Annotated in this window: 17 protein-coding genes; 9 read left to right on the top strand and 8 right to left on the bottom strand. The window is 68.0% G+C overall.

Going from position 1 to position 21,753, the window contains the following annotated elements; all coding sequences use genetic code 11:
• Both KHO18_RS04720 and KHO18_RS04715 read right to left on the bottom strand, forming a co-directional pair.
• Entirely contained in the window at window positions 1–756 is a 756-nt protein-coding gene (locus tag KHO18_RS04720) for a GntR family transcriptional regulator (RefSeq protein ID WP_280527752.1), read from the bottom strand.
• A gap of 189 nt (window positions 757–945) precedes the next feature.
• The gene (locus KHO18_RS04715) at window positions 946–1,983 is read right to left on the bottom strand and encodes an ABC transporter substrate-binding protein (RefSeq protein ID WP_144196598.1); all 1,038 of its coding nucleotides are present in this window, start codon (window positions 1,981–1,983) and stop codon (window positions 946–948) included.
• Between the two features lie 276 nt (window positions 1,984–2,259).
• On the opposite strand from KHO18_RS04715, the gene KHO18_RS04710 reads away from it, so the two are divergent.
• Entirely contained in the window at window positions 2,260–3,468 is a 1,209-nt protein-coding gene (locus KHO18_RS04710) for an NAD(P)/FAD-dependent oxidoreductase (protein WP_186296779.1), read from the top strand.
• An 85-nt stretch (window positions 3,469–3,553) separates the two neighbouring features.
• A complete protein-coding gene (locus tag KHO18_RS04705) occupies window positions 3,554–3,829 on the top strand; it encodes a YcgL domain-containing protein (RefSeq protein ID WP_144196600.1) in 276 nt (91 codons plus the stop codon).
• Window positions 3,830–3,841: 12 nt separating this feature from the next.
• Here the strand turns inward: KHO18_RS04705 and paoC are convergent, their stop codons facing one another.
• The 4 genes from paoC to KHO18_RS04685 all read right to left on the bottom strand — a co-directional run bounded on the left by paoC (window position 3,842) and on the right by KHO18_RS04685 (window position 8,782).
• Window positions 3,842–6,079, bottom strand: a complete 2,238-nt coding sequence (gene paoC, locus KHO18_RS04700; protein ID WP_211942847.1) for an aldehyde oxidoreductase molybdenum-binding subunit PaoC — start codon at window positions 6,077–6,079, stop codon at window positions 3,842–3,844.
• Between the two features lie 46 nt (window positions 6,080–6,125).
• Window positions 6,126–7,076 carry an FAD binding domain-containing protein gene (locus KHO18_RS04695; RefSeq protein WP_144196602.1) on the bottom strand — a complete coding sequence of 317 codons (951 nt, stop codon included), beginning with the start codon at window positions 7,074–7,076 and terminating at the stop codon, window positions 6,126–6,128.
• Entirely contained in the window at window positions 7,073–7,735 is a 663-nt protein-coding gene (gene paoA / locus KHO18_RS04690; protein ID WP_144196603.1) for an aldehyde dehydrogenase iron-sulfur subunit PaoA, read from the bottom strand. The genes KHO18_RS04695 and paoA overlap by 4 nt, the downstream gene beginning before the upstream one ends.
• A 135-nt stretch (window positions 7,736–7,870) precedes the next feature.
• On the bottom strand, window positions 7,871–8,782 hold the full coding sequence (locus tag KHO18_RS04685; protein WP_144196604.1) for a LysR family transcriptional regulator: 912 nt from the start codon (window positions 8,780–8,782) through the stop codon (window positions 7,871–7,873).
• Between the two features lie 111 nt (window positions 8,783–8,893).
• Here KHO18_RS04685 and KHO18_RS04680 point away from each other — a divergent pair, with 111 nt between their 5' ends.
• Both KHO18_RS04680 and KHO18_RS28620 read left to right on the top strand, forming a co-directional pair.
• Window positions 8,894–10,000 carry an NADH:flavin oxidoreductase/NADH oxidase gene (locus tag KHO18_RS04680; RefSeq protein WP_144196605.1) on the top strand — a complete coding sequence of 369 codons (1,107 nt, stop codon included), beginning with the start codon at window positions 8,894–8,896 and terminating at the stop codon, window positions 9,998–10,000.
• Between the two features lie 81 nt (window positions 10,001–10,081).
• A complete protein-coding gene (locus tag KHO18_RS28620; RefSeq protein WP_144196606.1) occupies window positions 10,082–10,492 on the top strand; it encodes a rubredoxin in 411 nt (136 codons plus the stop codon).
• A 93-nt stretch (window positions 10,493–10,585) separates the two neighbouring features.
• Here the strand turns inward: KHO18_RS28620 and KHO18_RS04670 are convergent, their stop codons facing one another.
• Both KHO18_RS04670 and KHO18_RS04665 read right to left on the bottom strand, forming a co-directional pair.
• Window positions 10,586–12,478, bottom strand: a complete 1,893-nt coding sequence (locus KHO18_RS04670) for a lactonase family protein (RefSeq protein ID WP_144196607.1) — start codon at window positions 12,476–12,478, stop codon at window positions 10,586–10,588.
• A gap of 169 nt (window positions 12,479–12,647) precedes the next feature.
• Complete coding sequence (locus KHO18_RS04665) at window positions 12,648–13,574, bottom strand: LysR family transcriptional regulator (protein WP_144196608.1); 927 nt, start codon at window positions 13,572–13,574, stop codon at window positions 12,648–12,650.
• Window positions 13,575–13,959: 385 nt separating this feature from the next.
• On the opposite strand from KHO18_RS04665, the gene KHO18_RS04660 reads away from it, so the two are divergent.
• The 5 genes from KHO18_RS04660 to KHO18_RS04640 all read left to right on the top strand — a co-directional run bounded on the left by KHO18_RS04660 (window position 13,960) and on the right by KHO18_RS04640 (window position 21,721).
• Complete coding sequence (locus KHO18_RS04660) at window positions 13,960–14,877, top strand: alpha/beta hydrolase (protein ID WP_144196609.1); 918 nt, start codon at window positions 13,960–13,962, stop codon at window positions 14,875–14,877.
• Between the two features lie 181 nt (window positions 14,878–15,058).
• Window positions 15,059–16,321: an efflux RND transporter periplasmic adaptor subunit gene (locus KHO18_RS04655; RefSeq protein WP_211942846.1), complete on the top strand. Its 1,263-nt coding sequence runs from the start codon at window positions 15,059–15,061 to the stop codon at window positions 16,319–16,321.
• 104 nt (window positions 16,322–16,425) lie between these two features.
• Complete coding sequence (locus KHO18_RS04650) at window positions 16,426–19,614, top strand: efflux RND transporter permease subunit (RefSeq protein ID WP_144196611.1); 3,189 nt, start codon at window positions 16,426–16,428, stop codon at window positions 19,612–19,614.
• Between the two features lie 37 nt (window positions 19,615–19,651).
• Window positions 19,652–21,181 (top strand): efflux transporter outer membrane subunit, encoded by a 1,530-nt coding sequence (locus KHO18_RS04645; RefSeq protein WP_144196612.1) that lies wholly within the window; start codon window positions 19,652–19,654, stop codon window positions 21,179–21,181.
• Between the two features lie 132 nt (window positions 21,182–21,313).
• Window positions 21,314–21,721, top strand: coding sequence for a hypothetical protein (locus KHO18_RS04640; protein ID WP_244844542.1), 408 nt, complete (start codon window positions 21,314–21,316; stop codon window positions 21,719–21,721).
• The last annotated feature ends 32 nt before the right edge of the window (window positions 21,722–21,753 follow it).

Below are 21,753 nucleotides of genomic sequence, written 5' to 3'. Positions count from 1 at the left end.
TCAGTCCTTTTTCAAAGCGGGTGGGTTGGAGCGGGAGGAAGCGGAGATCGGGGGCGCCGGCGCGCGGCCGGAAACCGGCGCCAGGGCATGGCGCAGGCCGGCCAGCGGGTCCGCCGGCACGGCGTCCAGGCTGGCGTGGACTTCGCCGAGGTGGTCGGTCATCAACTGGGCGGCGCGTTCGCCGTCGCCGGCGGCCAGCGCGTTGACGATTTCCTCGTGCTGCGCGCAGGAGCGGCCCGCGTCGGCGGCGGACTGCTGGCGGCTGGCCACGAGCGTGGTGCGCGCGGTCAGGTCGCGCAGGGTATCCACGAGCAGGCCGTGGCCCAGCGTGGCGCACAGGCAGACATGGAAGTCGCCGAGCAGGAAGCTGCGCTCGCCGGCGTCGTTGCCGTCCAGCGCCGCCTTTTCGCGGGCGATATGCACCTTCAGCGTGTGGATGGCCGGCGCGCTGGGCGGCTGGGCCGCGCTGATCTCGCGCAGCAGGCCGGTCTCGATGATGCGGCGGGCGGCAAACGCGGCGCGGATATCGTCGGCGCCGGGTTCGATCAGGTACCAGCCGCGCCGGGCGCTTACGGTCACCATGCCGCGCGCGGCCAGCCGCATCAGCGCCTCGCGCACCAGCGTGCGGCTGACGCCGAACAGCGCGGCCAGTTCCTGCTCGCCCAGGCGCGAGCCCGGCAGCAGCTTTTGCGCGAGCATGGCCTCGGTGATGCGCTGGGCAATGTCGGCGGAGGGTTTGTCTTGGAGTTCGCTCACGGGGACCACTATTGCAAGTGGTATGCCAGCCTTGTATGCAAGACTTGTGGGCAAAATTGGGGCGCAAGCGGCCGGCTGGCCCCTGCCGAAGGCCGGGCCGGGCCCCATTGGGGTGCATACCCGGCCGCGCGTGGTGCACGCGGCCGGGCGATCTTTGATCGTTGGGGGAGGGCGGGTGGCCGCCCGGGCTTACGCCTTGAGCTTGCGGTCCGCCGGGGCTGGCAAGAACTGGCCGGTCCAGATGTCGGCCACGGTCAGGCCGGGCTTCATCCCGAACGCGCCGACGGTCTCGTCGATGGTGGCCTGCAGGCGCGCCTGGGTGGCGGCGCCCCAACCGTCGCGCAGCGTATCGGGCGTGCGCATCGAGCCGTCGACAATCAGCTTCAGCCGTTCGAATTCCAGCGTCTGGTCGGCCAGGGGCTCGCGCGCCTTGACGGCGGCGGCGCCGGCCTGCGGGTCCGCCATCGCCTCGATCCAGCCGCGCGTGGAGGCCTTGACGAAGGCTCTCATGGCGTCCGGGTGCTCGGCCATGCTCTTCGGGTTGGCGACCAGCCCGTTGCCGTACGACTTCATGCCGTAGTCGGAGAAGCGGAACACGCTGAGCTTCTCCGGGCCCATGCCGCGCGCCTTGAGGTTCAGCAGGCCGGTGAAGTAGAAGTAGGCCACGGCGTCGAAATCGCCCTTGACGAAGCGGGTGTCGCCGATGTCCGGCGTGGCGCTCTCCCATTTGACCGAGGACGGGTCGAAGCCCTGCGCCTTGGCGAACACCGGGAACAGCTTGCGCGAGGCGTTGAACGGCTGGCCGAGGATGGTCTTGGCCGCCAGATCGCCCGGCTTGCGGATCGGGCCATCCTTGCGCACGATCACCGCGTTGGGGTTCAGGTCGTACTGGATGGCCACCGCCTTGAGCGCGGCGGCCGGGTTGGCGGCGTTGAATTCGAGCATGGCCGCCAGATCCGCCGAGGCGCAGTCGTAGGCGCCGCCCGCCACGAGGCTGATGGCCGACGCCGAGCCGTTGCCGGTGTCGATCACCACGTCGAGCCCGGCGTCCTTGTAATAGCCGCGCTGCTGGGCCAGCAGGAAGCCGGCGCCGGACGCCTCGACCTTCCAGCCGAGGTTGAACTTGAACTTCTGCAGGCTGCCGGCGGCGCGCACGAAGGCGGGGGCGGCAATCAGCGACGACACAGCGGTGGCGGCGGTGGCGTGGAGAAAGGAACGGCGGCGCATGGGAAAGCTCTCCGGAAAATGGGTGTGGGAACACGCGGCGAGCAATTTCCGGGCGGCCCGACATGGCGTGGCGGGCCGCTGAACGCTTCTACTCTCCTGCCCCCGGTTCAGCAGGTTCCGTGCCACGGCCCCGGCGCCGGGCGGGCGGTGTGGCGCACCGCAATGCGTCACCCCATGCGCCATGGCGGCACATTGACGGCAAATTGGTGCCCCGGCTGGGCGAACATCGGCGCGATGGCTTGCAGGCGCCGCCCGATCCGTTTACCGTTTCGGCCCATGACGAAGACGACTGACAGGACGCCACGGGTTGCCGTGGTAGGCGCCGGCATTGTCGGCTGCTGTATCGCGCTGGCGCTGCGCAAGCGTGGCGCCGATGTGATGCTGATCGACCGGGACGGCCCCGCGCAGGGGTGCAGCTACGGCAATTCGGGCGCCATCAGCGTGAGTTCGGTGGCGCCACTGGCCATGCCGGGCGTGCTGGCCTCACTCCCCAAGATGCTGTTCGATCCGGAAAGCCCGCTCCATCTGCGGCTCGGCTACCTGCCCACGGCGGCGGCGTGGCTGACGCGCTTCGTGCTCTCGGCCGCGCCGGGGCGGGTGGCGCAGTCGGCAGCGGCGCTGGCCGCGCTCCATGCCAATGCGGGGGATCGCCACGAGGCGCTGGCGCGCGAAGTCGGCGTGCCCGAGCTGTTCATGCGGCGCGGCCATCTGCACCTGTACCCCGATGCCGCCGCGCTGGAGGCCGATGCGGCGGCGTGGCAACTGCGCGAGCGCTTCGGTTTCCGCTTCGAGCGGCTCGACCGCGCCGGCATCGAGGCCCTGGAGCCCGGCGTGGCGCCGCGCTACCAGGCGGGCGTCTATCTGGCCGACCACGCCACCATCCGCAACCCGGCACGCTACACGGAGGCGATTGCCGCGGCCTTCGCAGCGGGGGGCGGCCGGATCGTGCGCGACGATATTCGCGGGCTGCGCCGGCAGGGCGGGGAATGGCTGCTGAGCGGCGCGGAAGGCCGCCACACGGCAGACCACGTGGTGGTGGCGGCGGGGGCATGGTCGCGCCGGCTGCTGGACCCGCTGGGCGTGCGGCTGCTGCTGGAGAGCCAGCGCGGCTATCACGTGCAGTTCACCAACCGGCACGACGCCGTGTCGCGCACCGTGGTGCTGACCGACCGCAAGATCTTCGTCACGCCGATGGAGGGCGGCCTGCGCGTGGGCGGCACGGTGGAGATCGCCGGACTGGCGGCGCCGCCCGATCCGAAGCGCGCGGCCATCCTCGAACGTATTGCGCGGGAGACATTCAAGGGGCTCGAAGGCGCCCACGTCACCACCTGGATGGGCCACCGGCCCTGCATGCCGGACTCCGTGCCCGTGGTGGGGCCGGCCGACGGCCAGCCCGGCCTCTGGCTGGCGGTAGGCCACGGCCACCTCGGGCTGACCGACTCGGTCAATACGGCCGACCGGATCGCCGATGCATTGATGCATTAATACCTTGATACAGGGACGCCCTTGACCTCCGGCCGACCGGCGTCCTAAAAATTAGACAGTTCCGTTCCTCTCGAAGGGTTCCGTCGTGAAGATCTCGATACATCGCCGTGGTGTACGCGCTCTTTTCGTCGCGCACACACACCCGCTGGAAAACATCCCGCCCGCCATGCTCGCCTGGCTCGGCCCGCCCGAGCGGGTGGAGTCATGCGATTTCGATCCCCACACGCCGCTCACCGGCCTCAGCGCCACCGAGGTCTGGGGCGCGCTGCTGCGTGACGGCTACTGCGCGGTGGACGAATGTCGCATCCTGGCCGAGGCGCGACACCGGCCCCCGGCGTCGGCGCCCCGGCCATGGGACTAAGGGTTCAGGCGCTCAGGCTGACAGGTCCGGCATGCGCCCGAGCAGCTTGTCGAGCGTGACCGGATAGTCGCGCACGCGCACGCCGGTGGCGTTGAACACCGCGTTGGCGATGGCCGCCCCCACGCCGCAGATGCCCAGTTCGCCCACGCCCTTGGCCTTCATCGGCGACGACATCGGGTCGGTTTCGTCGAGGAACACCACCTCCTGCGGACCGATGTCCGCATGCACGGGCACCTCGTAGCCGGCCAGATCGTGGTTGATGAAGCAGCCGAGCCGCTTGTCCACGGCCAGCTCCTCCATCAGCGCCGCGCCCACGCCCATCGTCATGGCGCCAATCACCTGGCTGCGGGCGGACTTCGGGTTGAGGATGCGCCCGGCGGCGCAAACCGCCAGCATGCGGCGCACGCGGATCTCGCAGGTGTCCGCATCCACGCCCACTTCCACGAAATGGGCGCCGAAGGTGGATTGCTGGTAGCGGCGCGTGAGGTCGCCGAACTCGATGGTGTCTTCGGCCACGATGTCGCCGCGCGCGGCCACGCTGGCCAGCGGCACGGCGCGCCCGCCGGTGCTACCTCCGGTGCTACTTCCGGTGCTGCCCCCGGCGCGGACCCGGCCGTTCTCGAACACCGCCGTGGCGGCATCGAGGCCGGCCTGCGTGGCAATCGCCTCGCGCAGCTTCACGCACGCGGCGTAGACGCCGGCGGTGGAGCTGTTGCCACCCCACTGGCCGCCCGAGCCTGACGACACCGGGAAGGCCGAATCGCCCAGCCGCACGATGACCTTGTCGATCGGCAGGCCCAGCATTTCGGCGGCGGTCTGGGCGATGATGGTGTAGCTGCCCGTGCCGATGTCGGTCATGTCGGTTTCCACGGTGACCATGCCGCGCTTGTCCAGCCGCACGCGCGCGCCCGACTTGGCCACCTGGTTGTTGCGGAACGCCGCCGCCACGCCCATGCCCACCAGCCACTGCCCGTCGCGCACCGCGCCGGGGCGCGTGGCGCGGCCCTGCCAGCCGAAGCGCTCGGCGCCAATGCGCAGGCAATCGACCAGACGCCGCTGCGAGAACGGGCGCTCGGGCTTCTCCGGGTCCACCTGGGTGTCGTTGCGGACGCGGAATTCCACCGGATCGAGGCCGAGCTTGCCGGCCATCTCGTCCATGGCGATTTCCAGCGCCATCATGCCGGGCGCCTCGCCGGGCGCGCGCATGGCGTTGCCTTCCGGCAGGTCCAGCGCGGACAGGCGCAGCGCGGTCATGCGATGGGCGCCGGCGTAGAGCAGGCGGGTCTGCTGCACCGCGTTCTCGGGCTTCACGCCGTCGATGTCGCCGGACCAGCTTTCATGGCCGATGGCGGTCAGCCGGCCGTCACGCCCGGCGCCCAGCCGGATGCGCTGGATCGTGGCGGGCCGGTGCGGCGTGTTGTTGAAGATCAGCGGGCGCGTCAGGGCCACTTTCACGGGCCGGCGCACCGCCCGCGCGCCGAGGGCGGCGAGCACCGCATCGGCGCGCACGAACAGCTTGCCGCCGAAGCCACCGCCGATAAAGGGCGAGATCAGGCGCACGTTTTCCTTCGGCACGCCGAGCGTCTGGGCGAGGTCGCCCCGGCTCCAGTCGATCATCTGGTTGGACGTCCACACCGTGAGCTGGTCGCCGTTCCAGCTGGCCATCGACGCATGGGGCTCCATCATCGCGTGGGCCTGGTCGGGGGTGGAGTAGGTGGCGTCCAGCTGCACCGGGGCCGCCGCGAACGCGCCGGGGAAGTCCCCCCGGGCCGATTCGGGCACGCCGGACTTCGGGCGTGTGGCCCCATCGCGTGAGGCGGCGAGGTCGAAGCTGCCGCGCTCGCGTTCATAGCGCACCCGCACCAGCTGCGCTGCCGCGCGTGCCTGCTCGAAGGTCTCCGCCACGACCAGCGCGATGGCCTGGTGGTAGTGCTGTACCTCCGGGCCGCCCAGCAGCCGGGCGTTGTTGAAGCGGCCCTTGCCGAGCGTGCCGGCGTTGGCGGCGGTGACGATGGCCAGCACGCCCGGCGCGCGGTGGGCGGCGTCGGTGTCGATGGCGGCGATGCGGCCCTTGGCGATGCCGGCGCCCACCACGTAGCCATAGGCGGCGTTGCGGGCGGCGTCGTGCCATTCATAGGCATAGCGCGCCGTGCCGGTGGTCTTGAGCGGGCCGTCGATGCGGTTGAGCGGCTGGCCGACCACCTTGAGCTGGTCGATCGGATTGGTGGTGGCGGGCGTGTCGAATTTCATCGGAGCGTCCTTTTCCTGTTTTGTCCCGTGCCTAAGCCCTTGGACCTCAGGCCTTGGCCTGCAGCAGCACGGCGCCGAGCGTGCGCTCGGCCAGCGCCACCTTGAAGGTGTTCTCGGGGGTGGGCGTGGCGCCTTCCAGCAGACGCTGGGTAACGGCACGCGCGCCGCGCGGCAGCTCTGCCTCGGCGGCTTCCACGCGCCACGGCTTGTGCGCCACGCCGCCCAGCGCCACCCGGCCGGTGCCGTCGCGCTGGAGGATGGCCGCCACCGAGACCAGCGCGAACGCGTACGAGGCCCGGTCACGCACCTTGCGGTAGGCGTGTACGCCGCCGAGCGGGCGCGGCAGCGTGACAGCCGTAATCAGCTCGCCCGGCAGCAGCGCGGTCTCGATATGCGGCGTGTTGCCCGGCAGGCGATGGAAATCGGCAATCGGAATGGTGCGCGCGGTGCCGTTGGGCTGGACGGTCTCCACGGTGGCGTCGAGCAGGCGCATGGCCACGGCCATGTCGCTCGGATGGGTGGCGATGCACGCCTCGCTGACGCCAATCACCGCGTGCTGGCGGGTCACGCCGCCGATGGCGGAGCAGCCGCTGCCCGGCGCGCGCTTGTTGCACGGCAGGTTGGTATCGTAGAAGTAGGGGCAGCGCGTGCGTTGCAGCAGGTTGCCGGCCGTGGTGGCCTTGTTGCGCAACTGGCCCGAGGCGCCGGCCAGCAGCGCGCGGGACAGCACGCCGTAGTCGCGCCGCACGCGGGTATCGGCGGCCAGGTCGGTATTGCGCACCAGCGCGCCCACGCGCAGGCCGCCTTCGGCGGTGGGCTCGATCTTGTCGAGCCGCAGGCCGTTCACGTCGATCAGGTGCGTGGGGGACTCGATGCCGAGCTTCATCAGGTCGAGCAGGTTGGTGCCGCCCGCGATAAAGCGGCTGCCCGGCGTGCGCGCGGCGGCTGCGGCGGCCTCCGCCGGGGTCTTGGCGCGTTCGTAGCTGAAGGGATTCATGCCTGCCTCCCGGCCACTTCGCTCATGGCATCGGCGATGTTGGCGTAGGCGCCGCAGCGGCAGATATTGCCGCTCATGCGCTCGCGGAACTCCACCACGTTCATCTGCGGCCGCGCGTTGAGGTCGGCGCTGACATGGCTGGGAATGCCCTGGCGGATCTCGTCGAGCACGGCCACGGCGGAGCAGATCTGGCCCGGCGTGCAATAACCGCACTGGTATCCGTCATGCTTGACGAAGGCGGCCTGCATCGGATGCAGGCTGCTGGGCGTGCCCAGGCCCTCGATAGTGGTGACCTTGCCCCCATCGTGCATCACGGCCAGCGACAGACAGGCGTTGATGCGCCGCCCATCGGCCATCACCGTGCAGGCGCCGCACTGGCCGTGGTCGCAGCCCTTCTTGGTGCCGGTGAGGTGCAGGTGTTCGCGCAGGGCGTCCAGCAGCGTGGTGCGGGTGTCCAGCTTGAGCGTATGGCGGCGGCCATTGACGTCGAGCGTGACGCTGGCCACCACGGGCGGGCGGCTGGCGCCGGGGGAGGGGGTGTTTACATTAGCGGGGCTGTCTTGCGCCTGGGCGGCGGGCACGGCGACCGCCGTGGCCGAAGCCGCGCCCGCCTTGAGCAGGTCGCGCCGTGACATTCTGATGTCGCCGAAATCTTCCATGGGGGGCATCCTTGTTATGTGGACTTTCGGGCAAGGCAAACCGGAATGATAGGAGGCGTGGCGCACAAAGGGTAGCCGCAAGAATCTGCATACGCTTGTTAGCTGTGCTCATGAATCCAGGGGTCTTGGCGCCTGTCACAGCTCCGGCGGCAGCAGGCAGACCATGCTGCCGCAAGCGGCCTCGATGCGTTGCCGGAGGTAGCGGATCACGCCCGTGGCCCGTGCGGAAAGGGGCCATTCGGCGCGATGGATCCACCAGAGCGTGTCCACCACCGGCGGGCCGCATTCGGCCACCTTGACCGGCCGGGTGCGCTCCCACGCCTCGCGGGCGAAGCGCGGCACCACGGTGAAGCCCAGCCCCCGCGCCACCGGCTCGTGCAGCATGCCGATCTGGTTGCTGAAGCCGCGCCGGGGCAGGTGGAAGGCGCCCGGATTGCCGGGAAAGCGCCGGCTCAGCAGCCGGTTGGCCATCGCCTGGCCTTCGGCATGGTCGATGAAGCCGATGCGCACGAGGTCGTCCCAGCTATGGACTTCCTCGTCCGGCGGGATCACCAGCTCCAGCGGTTCTTCGATGAACGGCGTGGCGGTCAGGCGCGTGTCGTCCGGCTTGAGCGTGACGATGCCAAGTTCGTAGCGGTTGTGCAGCACCGCCTCCAGCACCTCGGTATCGGGCGCGAAGCGGTGCCTCACGGCGAGCCCGGGGTGTTCCTGCTGGAGGTCCAGCAGCATCGGGTAGATAAATAGCCCGATGCTGCCGGGCGTGATCAGCGCCACCTCGCCCTGCGTGGCATCGGCGTCGGAGAGCCGCGAGGCCAGCCGCTCATGCGCCTGGTTCACCTCGGCGCAGTATTCCAGCAACGCTGCACCCGCCGGGGTCAGTTCCAAGGCGCGGGGCCGGCGGATCAACAGTGATCCATACAGATCTTCCAGATGCCGCACATGTTGGCTGACGGCGGCCTGGGTCAGCCCCAGGCGGTCAGCCGTACGCGTGAAGTTGCCCAGTTCCGCCAGCGTTGCGAAGGATTTCAGCCATTGGGGGTTCACCATCACCGAATCACCATAACAAACTCTTATTGAGGCAATAATCGCCAGATAGTTTTCATTATAGCCACGCCCGCATACGATTGGCACCCTCGATAACACCCCCGGAGCCATCCGATGAGCGACGCCGCTTTGTTCACCCCTTTTACGCTGAAAGACGTCACGCTGCGCAACCGCATCGCCATTCCGCCGATGTGCCAGTACAGCGCCGTCGACGGTGTCACCAACGACTGGCATCTGGCGCACTACACCGGGCTGGCGCGCGGCGGTGCGGGCCTGGTGATCGTCGAGGCCACGGCGGTGTCGCCGGAAGGCCGTATCTCCCCGGGCTGCACCGGTCTCTGGAACGATGAGCAGATGGCCGGCATGGCGCGCATCGCCGCCGCCATCAAGGCCGGCGGTGCCGTGGCCGGCATCCAGATCGCCCACGCCGGCCGCAAGGCCAGCGCCAACCGGCCCTGGGAAGGCGACGACCATATCGCCGAGGACGATGCGCGCGGCTGGCCGACCATCGCCCCGTCCGCCGTGCCGTTCGGCGCCCATCTGCCCAAGGTGCCGAAGGCGATGACGTTGGACGACATCGCCCGTGTGCAGGCTGACTTCGTGGCCGCCGCCAAGCGCGCGCTGGAAGCCGGCTTCCAGTGGCTGGAGCTGCACTTCGCCCACGGGTATCTCGCCCAGAGCTTCTTCTCGCGCCACACCAACCAGCGTACCGACGGCTATGGCGGCGACGTGGCTGGCCGCAGCCGCTTCCTGCTGGAAACACTGGCCGCCGTGCGCGAAGTCTGGCCGAAGAACCTGCCGCTGACGGCGCGCTTTGGCGTGATCGAATATGACGGCGACGACGCTCGCACGCTTGAGGAATCGATCCAGTTGACCCGCGCGATGCGCGAGGGCGGGCTCGATATGCTCAACGTCAGCGTTGGCTTCACCATCCCGGACGTGCAGATTCCGTGGGGCCCGGCCTTCCTGGCCCCGGTGGCCGAGCGCGTGCGTCGCGAGGCCGGCCTGCCGGTGGCGGCTTCGTGGGGCATCGACAATCCGGCCATTGCCAACCAGGCCGTGGCCGATGGCCAGATCGACCTCGTCATGGTGGGCCGCGCGCTGCTGTCCAACCCGCACTGGCCGTACCAGGCGGCCATGGCGCTGAACGTGGAGCGCCCGTCGTGGGTGCTGCCGGCGCCGTACGCACACTGGCTCGAGCGCTACAAGGTGCAGCAGTAAGGCGGATCTCGGCGGCGCCGCTTGAAGCGCCGCCGATCGTCCCCATCTACGCGCCTTTGCCGCCCTCAACCCCATCGACGCATGTACAAGAAAGGCTCCGTCCTCGAACTTCAGTTTTCCCCGCAACGCCTGAACGATGGCGCTGGTGATCCGTTCTGGATCGACTTCACGCTGGAGGAGACCCAGGCGCTGATGGCGCGGCTCCAGGGTCATCTGGCCGATCTGGCCAGCGGCACGGCCGCGCCGCTGGTCTTCAGCCTCGATGACCCCGAAGCCAGCCAGGACGCCCCCGTCAGCGCCGAGAAGCCGGCGGCCCCCGAAGCGGAATTCAAGCAATGGGTGTGCATCATCTGCGGCTGGGTCTACGACGAAGCGGCCGGCTTGCCGGAGGACGGCATCGCGCCCGGCACGCGCTGGGAAGACATTCCGGACGACTGGCGCTGCCCCGAGTGCGACGTGGGCAAGGAAGACTTCGCGATGGTGGAGTTCTGAGCGGTCCGAGCTGATCGGTACCTGAAATGAAAAACAGGGCGGGAGTGCATCCCCGCCCTGTTTTTTTGGCCTTTCGCCCTGGGGCGGCGGCGCCTACCTCGGCACGCTGTACAGCAGCGTCGGCGCGGCCAGGATCGACACGGTTGCGGGCGTCAGCGGCGTCAAGGCCCCGGTCACGCCGATAACGTACTGGCGGATTTCGAGGCTGGCGGCGTTCGGCACATAAAGGAAGCGCCCGCTCGGATCGATCGTCGGCGCGCCGGGGAGGGCGCCCGCGGCAACGGTGGGCTGAGGCATTGCCACCAGCGTGCCATCGGCGGCGATCGTGTACTGCGAGATCTTGCCGGTTGCCGGGCTCGTGGCGTACAGGTAGCGGCCCGAAGGGTCGATGCTGAGGTGCTGGGGCGGCCCGTCGGTGGCAATGAGCGTGGCCGGCAGGGGCGTCACATTGCCTGCACCATCGACGCGATACTCCATGATTCGGTTATTGATGGGGTCCGCCACATATAGATAGCTATTGGAGGGATGCATCGCCAGCGCAGACGGCGCCACAGCCAGGGCTAGATGGCTGCTGGAGGTCAGCGAGCCATCCGGGGCGATCGCAAAGACGTCGAACCCCGGTGTGGCGGACGAGCTGGCAATCAGGTACTGGCCGTCGGGTGTGGCGACCATCGTATCGGGCCGGAAGGTCGTGCCGATCGGGGTCGTCGGGGTCGTCATGTTGCCGAGGACATCGAGAGTGGCGGTGCGGATGTTGAATACATCACTTCCCACGAAGAGGAACCGTCCGAGGGGGTCGCGCAACAGGCTGGTGGGCGTGCCGCCGTAGGCCCAGTTCCCCGCGCTGCTGATCCACGTGCCGTCCGCGGCCACGTCGAACTTGTACGTCCATCCGCTCGTCGTCGAAAAGTACAGCGTTCTCAAGCTGTCGTCATAGGCCATGGCGATCGGATCCCCGCTGTAGCCATAGGCATTGCCGGAAATGACCAGCTGGCCGTCCGACATCACGCTGTAGACGTCCGTCCGCGTGGCGGAGGCGGCCGGCATGTAGAGGGTGCCAATCGGCTGCGAGGTGCAGATCACTGCGATATTCGTGACGTTGGCGGCGGCCACCGTGCCGGAGCTGTTCACCACGGTACAGGTCTGCCCGAGTGGCAGGGTGTTGATGGTGACATTGAAGGTGCCGCCCGTCGGAAGGGCGGTCGGCATGGTGAATCCGCCGTTCGCAGAAATCGTGAGGAAGTCCGTGCCGTTGTTGGCCAGGGTGACCTGGCTCGACAGACCCGACACGGTGCCGCCCACACTGTATGTGGTCGTGGCGCAAACCACGTCCACCGAGGCAATGTCCGCGATGACCGCGCTGCCTTGGTGGCCATTCACGGTGCAGGTCTGGTCGGCCGGCTGAGCGGACACCGTCACGAGGTAGCTGCCGTTGTACGGCACGGGTGTCGGAAAGCTGAACGTGCCATTCGCGCTGAGGGTCAGGGCATCCGCGCCATTGTTGTGCAGGACGACCGATTGCCCGGCGGCCAGTCCGCTGACCTTGCCACTGACGGTGAAGCGGGTGGTGGCGCAGACCACGGCGATATTCGTGACCGCTGCGGTCACACCGGCCCCGGCGCCGCCTGCTACCGAGCAGACCTGTCCGGCCGGCTGCTGGGCGATGGTGACCGCGTAGCCGCCGTTGTGGGCCACGGGCGTGGCGAAGGTAAAGCTGCCGTCGGCGGTCAGCGTCAGCGCATCCAGCCCGTTGTTTTGCAGCACCAGTTGGCTGCCGGCGGTGAGGCCGGCGAGGGTGCCGCCGATGGCGTACGGGCCGGGGGTTGCCGGCACCGTGGGCGCCGGGGGCACTGCCGGTGCCTCGCTGGATTCGTCCGCCGCGCATCCGCCCAACAGCAGGGCGGTGAACAGCGCGAGGCATGGCAGAAAGGCGGCTTGTACGCGCGAAGGCCGCGCGGCGTGGCGCCTGCGCAGGAGATGGCTCATGATCGGACCCGTTTGTGATTATTGTTGATAAGTCAAGCCGCAGAAACGTAGCAAGAAAACCGGCATGAATCAAGACGGCGCAATTCAGTCGACGCTTGGTGCTGGACGCCGAAATGAAAAAACCCCTTGCACAGCAGTGCAAGGGGTTTGCCGGCCGGGCTGGCGGGGTCTACGCCGCCAGTTGCTGCGGCGCCACGCCGAAGTGCGGATGCCGGGAGAACAGGTCAGCCGCCCAGTTCACGAAGACCCGCACTTTCGCCGACAGGTGGCGGTTCTGCGGGTACATCGCCGAAATCGGCAATTCCTCGGTCTGCCAGTCACTCATGACCTCCACCAGCCGGCCGCTCTGGACGTAGGGCTCCGCCATCGCCCGGGAGATCTGGGCGATGCCGTGGCCTTCCAGCGCGCAGCCGATGTAGACGTCGGCGTCATTGGTGGAGATGGCCGAGGGCAGCAGGATCTCGCTGCTCTCGCCGTTGCGTGACAGCACCCACGGCATCTCGCGGCCGTGCCGGTTGGACAGGTAGTTGATGGCCTTGTGCTGCGCCAGCTCGGTCAGGTCGGCGGGTGTGCCAAAACGCCGCAGGTAGATCGGCGAGGCAAAGAACGCCAGTTTGACCTGGCCCAGGCGCCGCGCCACCATCGCCTCGTCCAGCGCGCCCACGCGCAGCACCACGTCCACGCCTTCCTGCAGCAGGTCGATCGGCTTGCCGTTAATGGTCAGCTCGAGCTTCAGTTCCGGGTAGGCATTGTAGAAATCGTGCAGGCTGGGAATCAGCACCATCCGGGCGAGGCCGGCCGTGGTGTCCACGCACAGCGTGCCGCGCGGCGAGTTGTTGTGGCGCGTGAGCGACTGCTCGGCTTCCTCCACGTCCGCGAGAATGCGCACGCAGCGTTCGTAATAGGCGGCGCCGTCCGTGGTCACGCTGATGCGCCGTGTGGTCCGGTGCAGCAGCTTGACGCCGAGATGGGTCTCCAGGTTCTGGATCAGGCGGGTGAGCGTGGCTTTGGGCAGGTCAAGGGACTCCGCCGCGCGCGCAAAACTGCCGACATCCACCACCCGAGTGAATGCCTGCATAGAGACAAGACGATCCATGATGTTGCTTCCGAAAGGGGTGAGACCGGGGGCTACGTTCCGAAGGATGGTGTCTGGCGGGAGTTGGGATCGCGCATGTCAAGTGCGTGCCCTGGGTTTGCTGCCGGCGGTCCGCCAGTGGCGGCCGGAGCGGGGATGGGTGGAGGTCTGGGGGCTCGGTGGCGGGCGCGGTTCCCCAACCGTGCGTGCACCGAAGGACCGGAGTGAATCACATTTCCGGTGTCCTTGCCAAGCGTGTGGTTTCACTTCTCGCAACACTCTGGCGATTATTCCACTCCAGAAACAGTGCGTTGGCAATCTCCAGCTTTATCCCAATCGGGTCAATCACCATAATTCGTTGCATCGCAACACAGTATCGACGGCCCGTGCCGGCGTCGTAACCACCATGTCAAAGACCGTGAATCCCATCACCCCCGCCGTGAAACCGGCTGCAGGCAAGGGAGAAGCGCGCGCTGAGCAATATATGGTGGCGAGCGGCGACCGCGAGATCAAGGTCTGCGTGGCCTATCCCGCCGGGTATGCACCGGCGGCGGGCAGCACCGAGCTGCTGCCGTGGCTGGTGTACCTGCACGCGGGCGGTTTCGTCGAAGGTGGGGTGGAAGCGGCACAGGCATTGGCGCGGGATCTGGCGAAGTCGGTTCCGGCCGTGGTGGTGACGCCGGCCTACTCGCTGGCGCCCGACCATCCGTTCCCGGCCGCCCCCGAGGATGCGGTGAATACGGCAGTCTGGGTGCTCAAGCACGCCAGGAAGCTGAAGGTGGACAAGCTGCGCTTCGCGCTGGTGGGCGAGGAAGCCGGCGGCAATCTGGCGATTGCGCTGGCGCAGATGTTGCGTGACCGCGGCTTGCCGCAGCCGGCCGGGCAATGGCTGATCCGCCCCGTGACAGACCCGTGCCTCCAGCATGCGTCGATGTGCACGACCGGGCAGGTGCCGATGGAGATGCTGCGCCGCCTGGCCTGCAATTATCGCGAATACCTGCCCACGCCGGCCGCCAGCGTGCACCCGTATGCGGCACCGGCCATGGCATCGCGCCTGGTGGGGCTGCCCTCCACGCTGGTGCAGGTGGCCGAGAAGGATGCATTGCGTGCCGAGGGCGAAGCCTTCGCGGCAAAACTCGTCAAGGCGGGCATTCCGGCCCGCACCCTGATCATGCCCGGCGCCTGTGGCGACGGGGTGGAAGAATCCCATGAGCAGTGCCAGGCATGGGTCAACGAAGGAGCGCGGTTCCTGCGCGAGTGTTTTGCGCAAACCGACGATACCTCATCACCGGCCGAACGCCGGCCCGGCGCTCAAGGAGCCTGAGCGTCCGGAGCAAGTTAGCCAGCGCCCTTTGAGGCTGGCAGCGGTAGTGGCATAGCCCCGTCCATCCAGGCGGGGACGAACCCTTGTTTCCCATTTTTCCGGGCCGTCCAGCCCGGCGGGCGGCGTTCGGCCTTTTGCTTTTCCAGTTGAAGAAAACCCGACGAACACGGAGTGAAGAAAAATGAATCATCAGTCTCGACGCACGCTGATCGCCATTGCCATCGTGGCAATCCTGGGCGCCGGCGTGGCTACCTCGGTTCTGCGTCCCTGGCACGGCGGGGAAGCACAGGCCAACCCGGCGCCGTCCGCGCCTGCGGTGGAAATGGCGGCGGCAGTGGGGCAGACCATCACCGAATGGGATGAATTCTCGGGCCGCATCGAGGCCGTGGACCGCGTGGAGATCCGTCCGCGTGTCTCCGGCACCATCGACACGGTGCATTTCCGCGAAGGCTCCATCGTGAAGAAGGGCGATCCGCTGTTCACGATCGACCCGCGCCCGTATGCGGCCGAAGTGGCCCGTGCCGAAGCTGCCCTGAACGCGGCCCAGGTGCGTGCCAGCCACGCGCAGAGCGAGAAGGTACGCGCCCAGCGTCTGCTGGATGACAACGCCATCTCCAGGCGCGAGTTCGACGAGCGCATCAACACCGCCAGCGAGACCACCGCCGACGTGCGGGGCGCGCAGGCGGCGCTCGAAGTGGCGCGCCTGAACCTGAGCTACACGCGCATCGTTGCACCGGTCTCGGGCAAGGTGTCGCGTGCGGAAATCACGGTAGGCAACCTGGTGGCCGCGGGCGCGGCTTCGCCGCCGCTGACCACGGTGGTGTCGGTCTCGCCGGTGTACGCGAGCTTCGACGTGGACGAGCAGAGCTACCTGCGCTACACGGCGCCGGGCGCCGGCGGCGGCAAGAACGACCTGCCGGTGTTCGTCGGCCTGGCCAACGAGGACGACTACCCGCACAAGGGCAAGATCCACTCGGTGGACAACCGGCTGGATACGCGCAGCGGCACCATCCGCGTGCGCGCGGTGTTCGACAACGCCGATGGCCGCCTGCTGCCGGGTCTCTACGCCAAGGTCAAGCTCGGCGGCGGCACGCCGCACCCGGCGGTGCTGATCAACGACCGCGCCATCGGCACGGACCAGGGCAAGAAGTTCGTGCTGGTGGTGGACAAGGCCAACAAGCTGGTCTACCGCGAGGTGAACCTCGGGCCGTCGTTCGAAGGGCTGCGCGTGATCCGCAAGGGTCTGCAGCCGGGCGAGAACATCGTCGTGAACGGCCTGATGCGCGTGCGCCCGGGCGACACGGTGGCGCCCAAGCCGGTGGCCATGGCCTATCGCAGCGAACTGGAACCGCGCGGCACCACGCCGGACCGCAAGCAGGCTGCCGACGACAAGGCAGGCCAGGCCGACAAGCCTGCCGAAGCCGTGGCCAAGACCGTGAGCTGAGCACTACCCCGCAGCACGCACAGGTAGCTTAATTTTTTCTCCCTTGCAGCATATGGCGTCCGCCCCGGCGGACGGCCAGGGGGAGTGCTTTCGCCGAGACCAAGATGAATCTCTCGAAATTCTTTATCGATCGCCCGATTTTTGCGGGCGTGTTGTCGGTGCTGATCTTCCTGATCGGCGCCATCTCGATGTTCAAGCTACCAATCTCGGAATACCCCGAGGTGGTGCCGCCGTCAGTCGTGGTGCGCGCGCAGTTCCCGGGCGCCAACCCGAAGGTGATCGCCGAAACGGTGGCCACGCCGCTGGAAGAGCAGATCAATGGCGTCGAGGACATGCTCTACATGAACTCGCAGGCCAACAGCGACGGCAACCTCACGCTGACGGTGACCTTCAAGCTCGGCACGGACCCGGACAAGGCCCAGCAGCTGGTGCAGAACCGCGTCTCGCAAGCCGAGCCGCGCCTGCCCGAGGATGTACGCCGCCTGGGTATCACAACCGTCAAGAGCTCGCCCGACCTGACCATGGTGGTTCACCTGGTTTCGCCGAACGACCGCTACGACATGACGTACCTGCGCAACTACGCGCTGATCAACGTGAAGGACCGCCTCGCGCGGATCCAGGGCGTGGGCCAGGTGCAGATGTTCGGCTCGGGCGACTACTCGATGCGCGTGTGGCTGAACCCGGAGAAGATCGCCGAGCGCCATCTTGCGGCGTCCGACGTGGTCAAGGCCATCCGCGAGCAGAACGTGCAGGTGGCAGCCGGTGTGATCGGCCAGTCGCCGTCGCTGCCGGGCACCGACCTGCAGCTCTCGGTGAACGCGCAGGGCCGTCTGCAGACGGTGGAGGAGTTTGGTGACATCGTCGTCAAGTCCTCGCCCGACGGTGCGGTGACGTACCTGAAGGACATCGCCCGCATCGAACTCGGCGCATCGGAGTACGCACTGCGCTCGCTGCTGGACAACAAGTCCGCCGTGGCGCTGCCGATTTTCCAGTCGCCGGGCTCCAACGCCATCCAGATCTCGGATGACGTGCGCAAGACCATGGCCGAGCTCAAGGAGAACATGCCGGAGGGCGTGGACTTCAGCATCGTCTATGACCCGACACAGTTCGTGCGCCACAGTATCGAAGCCGTGGTTCACACCCTGTTCGAGGCCATCGCGCTGGTGGTGCTGGTGGTGATCCTGTTCCTGCAGACCTGGCGTGCGTCGATCATCCCGCTGCTGGCGGTGCCGGTGTCGATCGTCGGTACGTTCGGGCTGATGCATGCGTTTGGCTTCTCGATCAACGCGCTGTCGCTGTTCGGGCTCGTGCTGGCCATCGGTATCGTGGTGGATGATGCGATCGTGGTGGTGGAGAACGTCGAGCGGAACATCGAGGAAGGGCTTTCGCCGAAGGAGGCCACCTACAAGGCCATGCGCGAAGTGAGCGGCCCGATCATCGCCATCGCGCTGACCCTGATCGCCGTGTTCGTGCCGCTGGCCTTCATGACGGGCCTGACCGGCCAGTTCTACAAGCAGTTCGCGCTGACCATCTCGATCTCGACGATCATCTCGGCCTTCAACTCGCTGACGCTCTCGCCGGCGCTGTCGGCCCTGCTGCTGCGCGGCCATGATGCACCGAAGGATTGGCTCACGCGTGGCATGGACAAGGTCTTCGGCGGCTTCTTCAAGCGCTTCAACCGGTTCTTCCACCGCAGCTCCGATAACTATGGCCGCGGCGTGACCGGTGTGATCCGCCGCAAGGGTGCGGTGTTCGGCGTCTACGCCGTGATGCTGGTGGCCACGTGGGGCGTGTTCCAGATGGTGCCGAAGGGCTTCGTGCCGGCGCAGGACAAGCAGTACCTGGTGAGCTTTGCCAAGCTGCCGGACGGCGCCACGCTGGACCGTACAGAAGACGTGATCCGCCGCATGTCGGATATCGCCCTCAAGCATCCGGGCGTGGAATCGGCCGTGGCCTTCCCGGGCCTGTCGATCAACGGCTTCACCAACAGCCCGAGTGCCGGCATCGTGTTCGTCACGCTCGATCCGTTCGATCAACGCAAGAGCAAGGCGTTGTCCGGCGATGCCATCGCGGCGGATCTGAACAAGCAGTACGGTGCGATCCAGGACGCGTTTATTGCCGTGTTCCCGCCGCCGCCCGTGCAGGGCCTGGGCACCATCGGTGGTTTCAAGCTGATGATCGAGGACCGCGCCGCGCTGGGCTATGACGCGCTGTTCGATGCAACCAATGCGTTCATGGGCAAGGCACGCGCCACGCCGGAGCTGGCTGGCATCTTCAGCAACTACCAGGTGAATGTGCCGCAGCTCGACGTGCAGCTCGACCGCACCAAGGCCAAGCAGTTGGGCGTGCCGGTGACGGACGTGTTCGATACGCTGCAGACCTACCTCGGTTCGGCCTACGTGAACGACTTCAACAAGTTCGGCCGCACGTATCAGGTGAAGGTGCAGGCGGATGCGCAGTTCCGTGCCCGTGCCGAGGACATCCTGCAGCTGAAGACCCGCAACGTGAATGGCGACATGGTGCCGCTGTCCTCGCTGGTCCAGGTGAAGCAGGGCTTTGGCCCGGACAGCGTTGTGCGCTACAACGGCTTCACGGCTGCCGACATGAACGGCGGTCCGGCACCGGGCTTCTCGTCGGGCCAGGCCCAGGCTGCTGCCGAACGCATCGCTGCCGAGACGCTGCCGAAGGGCATCAAGTTCGAATGGACCGAGCTGACCTACCAGGACATCCTGGCCGGCAACGCCGGGGTGTGGATCTTCCCGCTGTGCGTGCTGCTGGTGTTCCTGGTGCTGGCTGCCCAGTACGAGAGCCTGACGCTGCCGCTGGCCGTGATCCTGATCGTGCCGATGAGCCTGCTGGCCGCCATGACCGGCGTGTGGCTGACGCGTGGAGACAACAACATCTTCACGCAGATCGGCTTCATCGTGCTGGTGGGGCTATCCGCGAAGAACGCGATCCTGATCGTCGAATTCGCCCGGGAACTGGAGCACCACGGCCGTACGGTGGTGCAGGCCGCGATCGAGGCGAGCCGCCTGCGTCTGCGCCCGATCCTGATGACGTCGTTCGCGTTCATCATGGGTGTGGTGCCGCTGGTGATCTCGACCGGCGCCGGCTCGGAAATGCGTCATGCGATGGGCGTGGCGGTGTTCGCTGGCATGCTCGGCGTGACGTTCTTCGGCCTGTTCCTGACGCCGGTGTTCTACGTGGCGCTGCGCCTGTGGGCGACCCGCGGCCAGCGCAGGGCGGTGGCGCAGGACGCCTCGGCCTCGCACGCGGTGGCATCGGCGGAATAAGCCAATCAGAGACATGAAAGCAAAAAGGGAACACATCATGATTGCGCAATTGACACGCACGCTGCCCCGCCTGGCCACACTGGCCGCCGCGCTGGTGCTGGCGGGCTGCTCGCTGGCGCCGACCTACAAGGTGCCCGAGACCGCCTCCGTACCTGCGTTCAAGGAAGCGGAAGCGGCGCAGGCCGAAGGCGCGCAGTGGAAGACCGCCACGCCGGCCGAGGGCCAGCATCGCGGTGACTGGTGGAAGGTGTTCGGCGATGCCGACCTGGACCGCCTGATCACGGCCGCCAACGGCAACAACCAGGACCTCGCCGCTGCCGCCGCCCGGCTGAAGCAGGCGCGGGCCTTCATGGGCGCCACCGAGGCCGACCTCTATCCGCAACTGAGTGTCGGGCTCGACCCGACGCGCACGCAGGCGTCCGCCGCCTCGCAGGGCCTGCCCGACGGGACCCGTGTGTCGCCGCAGACCGTGTACAAGGCGCGCGCCTTTGCCAGCTACGAGCTGGACCTGTTCGGCCGCGTGGCCAGCAGCGTGAACGCCGCGCGGGCCGACACCCAGGCCGCCGAGGACCTGTACCGTTCCGTGCAGCTTGCGCTGCAGGCCGACACCGCGCAGGCTTACTTCGCGCTGCGCACGCTGGATAGCGAACGCGAACTGCTGAACGCGACGATCAAGCTGCGCGAGGACGCACTCTCGCTGCTGAAGAAGCGCTACGACGCTGGCGAGACCACCGACCTCGATCCGGCCCGTGCCGAAGCCGAGCTGGGCACCGCGCGCGCGGACCTGGCCGGCATCGAGCGTCGCCGCGCCAACCAGGAGCATGCGCTGGCCGTGCTGACCGGCGTGCCGCCGGCGCAGTTCACGCTGGCCGCGCGGCCCTTCGATACGGCGCCGGTGGCGGTGCCGGCCGGCCTGCCGTCGGAGCTGCTGGAGCGCCGTCCCGACATCGCTGCCGCCGAGCGGCAGATGGCGGCCGCCAACGCGCGGATCGGCGTGGCGAAGGCCGCGTTCTTCCCGCGTATCTCGCTGACCGCGCTGTTCGGCTTCGAATCGGCGGATCTGTCGAACCTGTTCAAGTGGTCCTCGCGTACGTGGATGCTTGGGCCGCTGATCGGCACGACGGTCGCGCAGACGGTGTTCGACGGTGGCCGCAACAGTTCCAACCTGGCCGGCGCGCGCGCCGGCCATGAGGAAAGCGTGGCGTCGTACCGGCAGACGGTGCTGGTGGCCTTCCGCGAAGTGGAAGACAGCCTGGCCGACGTGCGCTGGCTGAGCCAGCAGGGCACGGCACTGGACGGCGCGCTGGCGGGCGCCCGGCGTGCGCAGCGCATCTCGCGCAGCCGCTACGATGCCGGCGCGGTGGATTACCTGACCGTGATCGACGCGGACCGCACGGTGCTCCAGTCGCAGCGCGAGGCCAATCAGGTTGCGGGCCTGCGTGCGGCGGCTACGGTGTCGCTGGTGCGCAGCCTCGGCGGCGGCTGGGGTCCGCTGCCGGAGTCGGTGGCGGCCAACGGCACCACGCAACCCGCGGCGCAGCAGACCGCGCAGCAGGTCATGCGGTAGCCCATGCAGTAAGCGGCGTAACAAGTCGTAAGCCCCCGCAGGGGCACGCTGGCGCGAGGTATCCGGAGCACTACACTGGATGCATCGCGCCAGTTTCTTTTTTTGCAGGCGCCATGGAAAGAGGAGGGCGCCATGCCATCGAGACTGCTTGTTGCCATGATGGCCGCCGCCCAGTTGTCGCTGGGCATGCTGTGGCCGCAATGGGTAGAAGCCCAGCCCTCGACCACGGGATCGATCGCGGTGGGCGGCTCGGCGCATGTCAAGGGGCCAGTCACGGTGCAGGGCACCCTGAGTGTGGACGGCAGCGTCTATGCGGCGGGCCCGATCACTGCCGCGTGGTTCTCCACCCCGGGGGGCGGTTATCCGCCGCCGCCGCCGCGCGGCCTGCTCAAGGTGTTCCATGGGCCGCTGACGGTACATGGCACGATGGTGGTGCACGGCGACCTGCATGTCGATGGGCCGCTCACGGTCACCGGCCCGCTCGAGGCCGGCGGCGGCATCGACGCCAGCGGGCCGATGGTGGAGCGGCAGGCGCGTTAAGCCCGCCGGGCGCTCCGTCGCGCCGCGAATGC

The sequence above is a fragment of the Cupriavidus campinensis genome, from assembly GCF_905397395.1.
GTDB lineage: Bacteria > Pseudomonadota > Gammaproteobacteria > Burkholderiales > Burkholderiaceae > Cupriavidus > Cupriavidus campinensis.
This window is presented reverse-complemented; position numbering and strand designations above follow the sequence as displayed.

Excerpts from the sequence above, each read along its gene's own strand:
- KHO18_RS04715 (WP_144196598.1), bottom strand. The coding sequence starts at position 1,983 with ATGCGCCGCCGTTCCTTTCTCCACGCCACCGCCGCCACCGCTGTGTCG.
- KHO18_RS04710 (WP_186296779.1), top strand. The coding sequence starts at position 2,260 with ATGACGAAGACGACTGACAGGACGCCACGGGTTGCCGTGGTAGGCGCC.
- paoC (WP_211942847.1), bottom strand. The coding sequence starts at position 6,079 with ATGAAATTCGACACGCCCGCCACCACCAATCCGATCGACCAGCTCAAG.
- KHO18_RS04695 (WP_144196602.1), bottom strand. The coding sequence starts at position 7,076 with ATGAATCCCTTCAGCTACGAACGCGCCAAGACCCCGGCGGAGGCCGCC.
- paoA (WP_144196603.1), bottom strand. The coding sequence starts at position 7,735 with ATGGAAGATTTCGGCGACATCAGAATGTCACGGCGCGACCTGCTCAAG.
- KHO18_RS04685 (WP_144196604.1), bottom strand. The coding sequence starts at position 8,782 with ATGGTGAACCCCCAATGGCTGAAATCCTTCGCAACGCTGGCGGAACTG.
- KHO18_RS04680 (WP_144196605.1), top strand. The coding sequence starts at position 8,894 with ATGAGCGACGCCGCTTTGTTCACCCCTTTTACGCTGAAAGACGTCACG.
- KHO18_RS28620 (WP_144196606.1), top strand. The coding sequence starts at position 10,082 with ATGTACAAGAAAGGCTCCGTCCTCGAACTTCAGTTTTCCCCGCAACGC.
- KHO18_RS04670 (WP_144196607.1), bottom strand. The coding sequence starts at position 12,478 with ATGAGCCATCTCCTGCGCAGGCGCCACGCCGCGCGGCCTTCGCGCGTA.
- KHO18_RS04665 (WP_144196608.1), bottom strand. The coding sequence starts at position 13,574 with ATGGATCGTCTTGTCTCTATGCAGGCATTCACTCGGGTGGTGGATGTC.
- KHO18_RS04660 (WP_144196609.1), top strand. The coding sequence starts at position 13,960 with ATGTCAAAGACCGTGAATCCCATCACCCCCGCCGTGAAACCGGCTGCA.
- KHO18_RS04655 (WP_211942846.1), top strand. The coding sequence starts at position 15,059 with ATGAATCATCAGTCTCGACGCACGCTGATCGCCATTGCCATCGTGGCA.
- KHO18_RS04650 (WP_144196611.1), top strand. The coding sequence starts at position 16,426 with ATGAATCTCTCGAAATTCTTTATCGATCGCCCGATTTTTGCGGGCGTG.
- KHO18_RS04645 (WP_144196612.1), top strand. The coding sequence starts at position 19,652 with ATGATTGCGCAATTGACACGCACGCTGCCCCGCCTGGCCACACTGGCC.
- KHO18_RS04640 (WP_244844542.1), top strand. The coding sequence starts at position 21,314 with ATGCCATCGAGACTGCTTGTTGCCATGATGGCCGCCGCCCAGTTGTCG.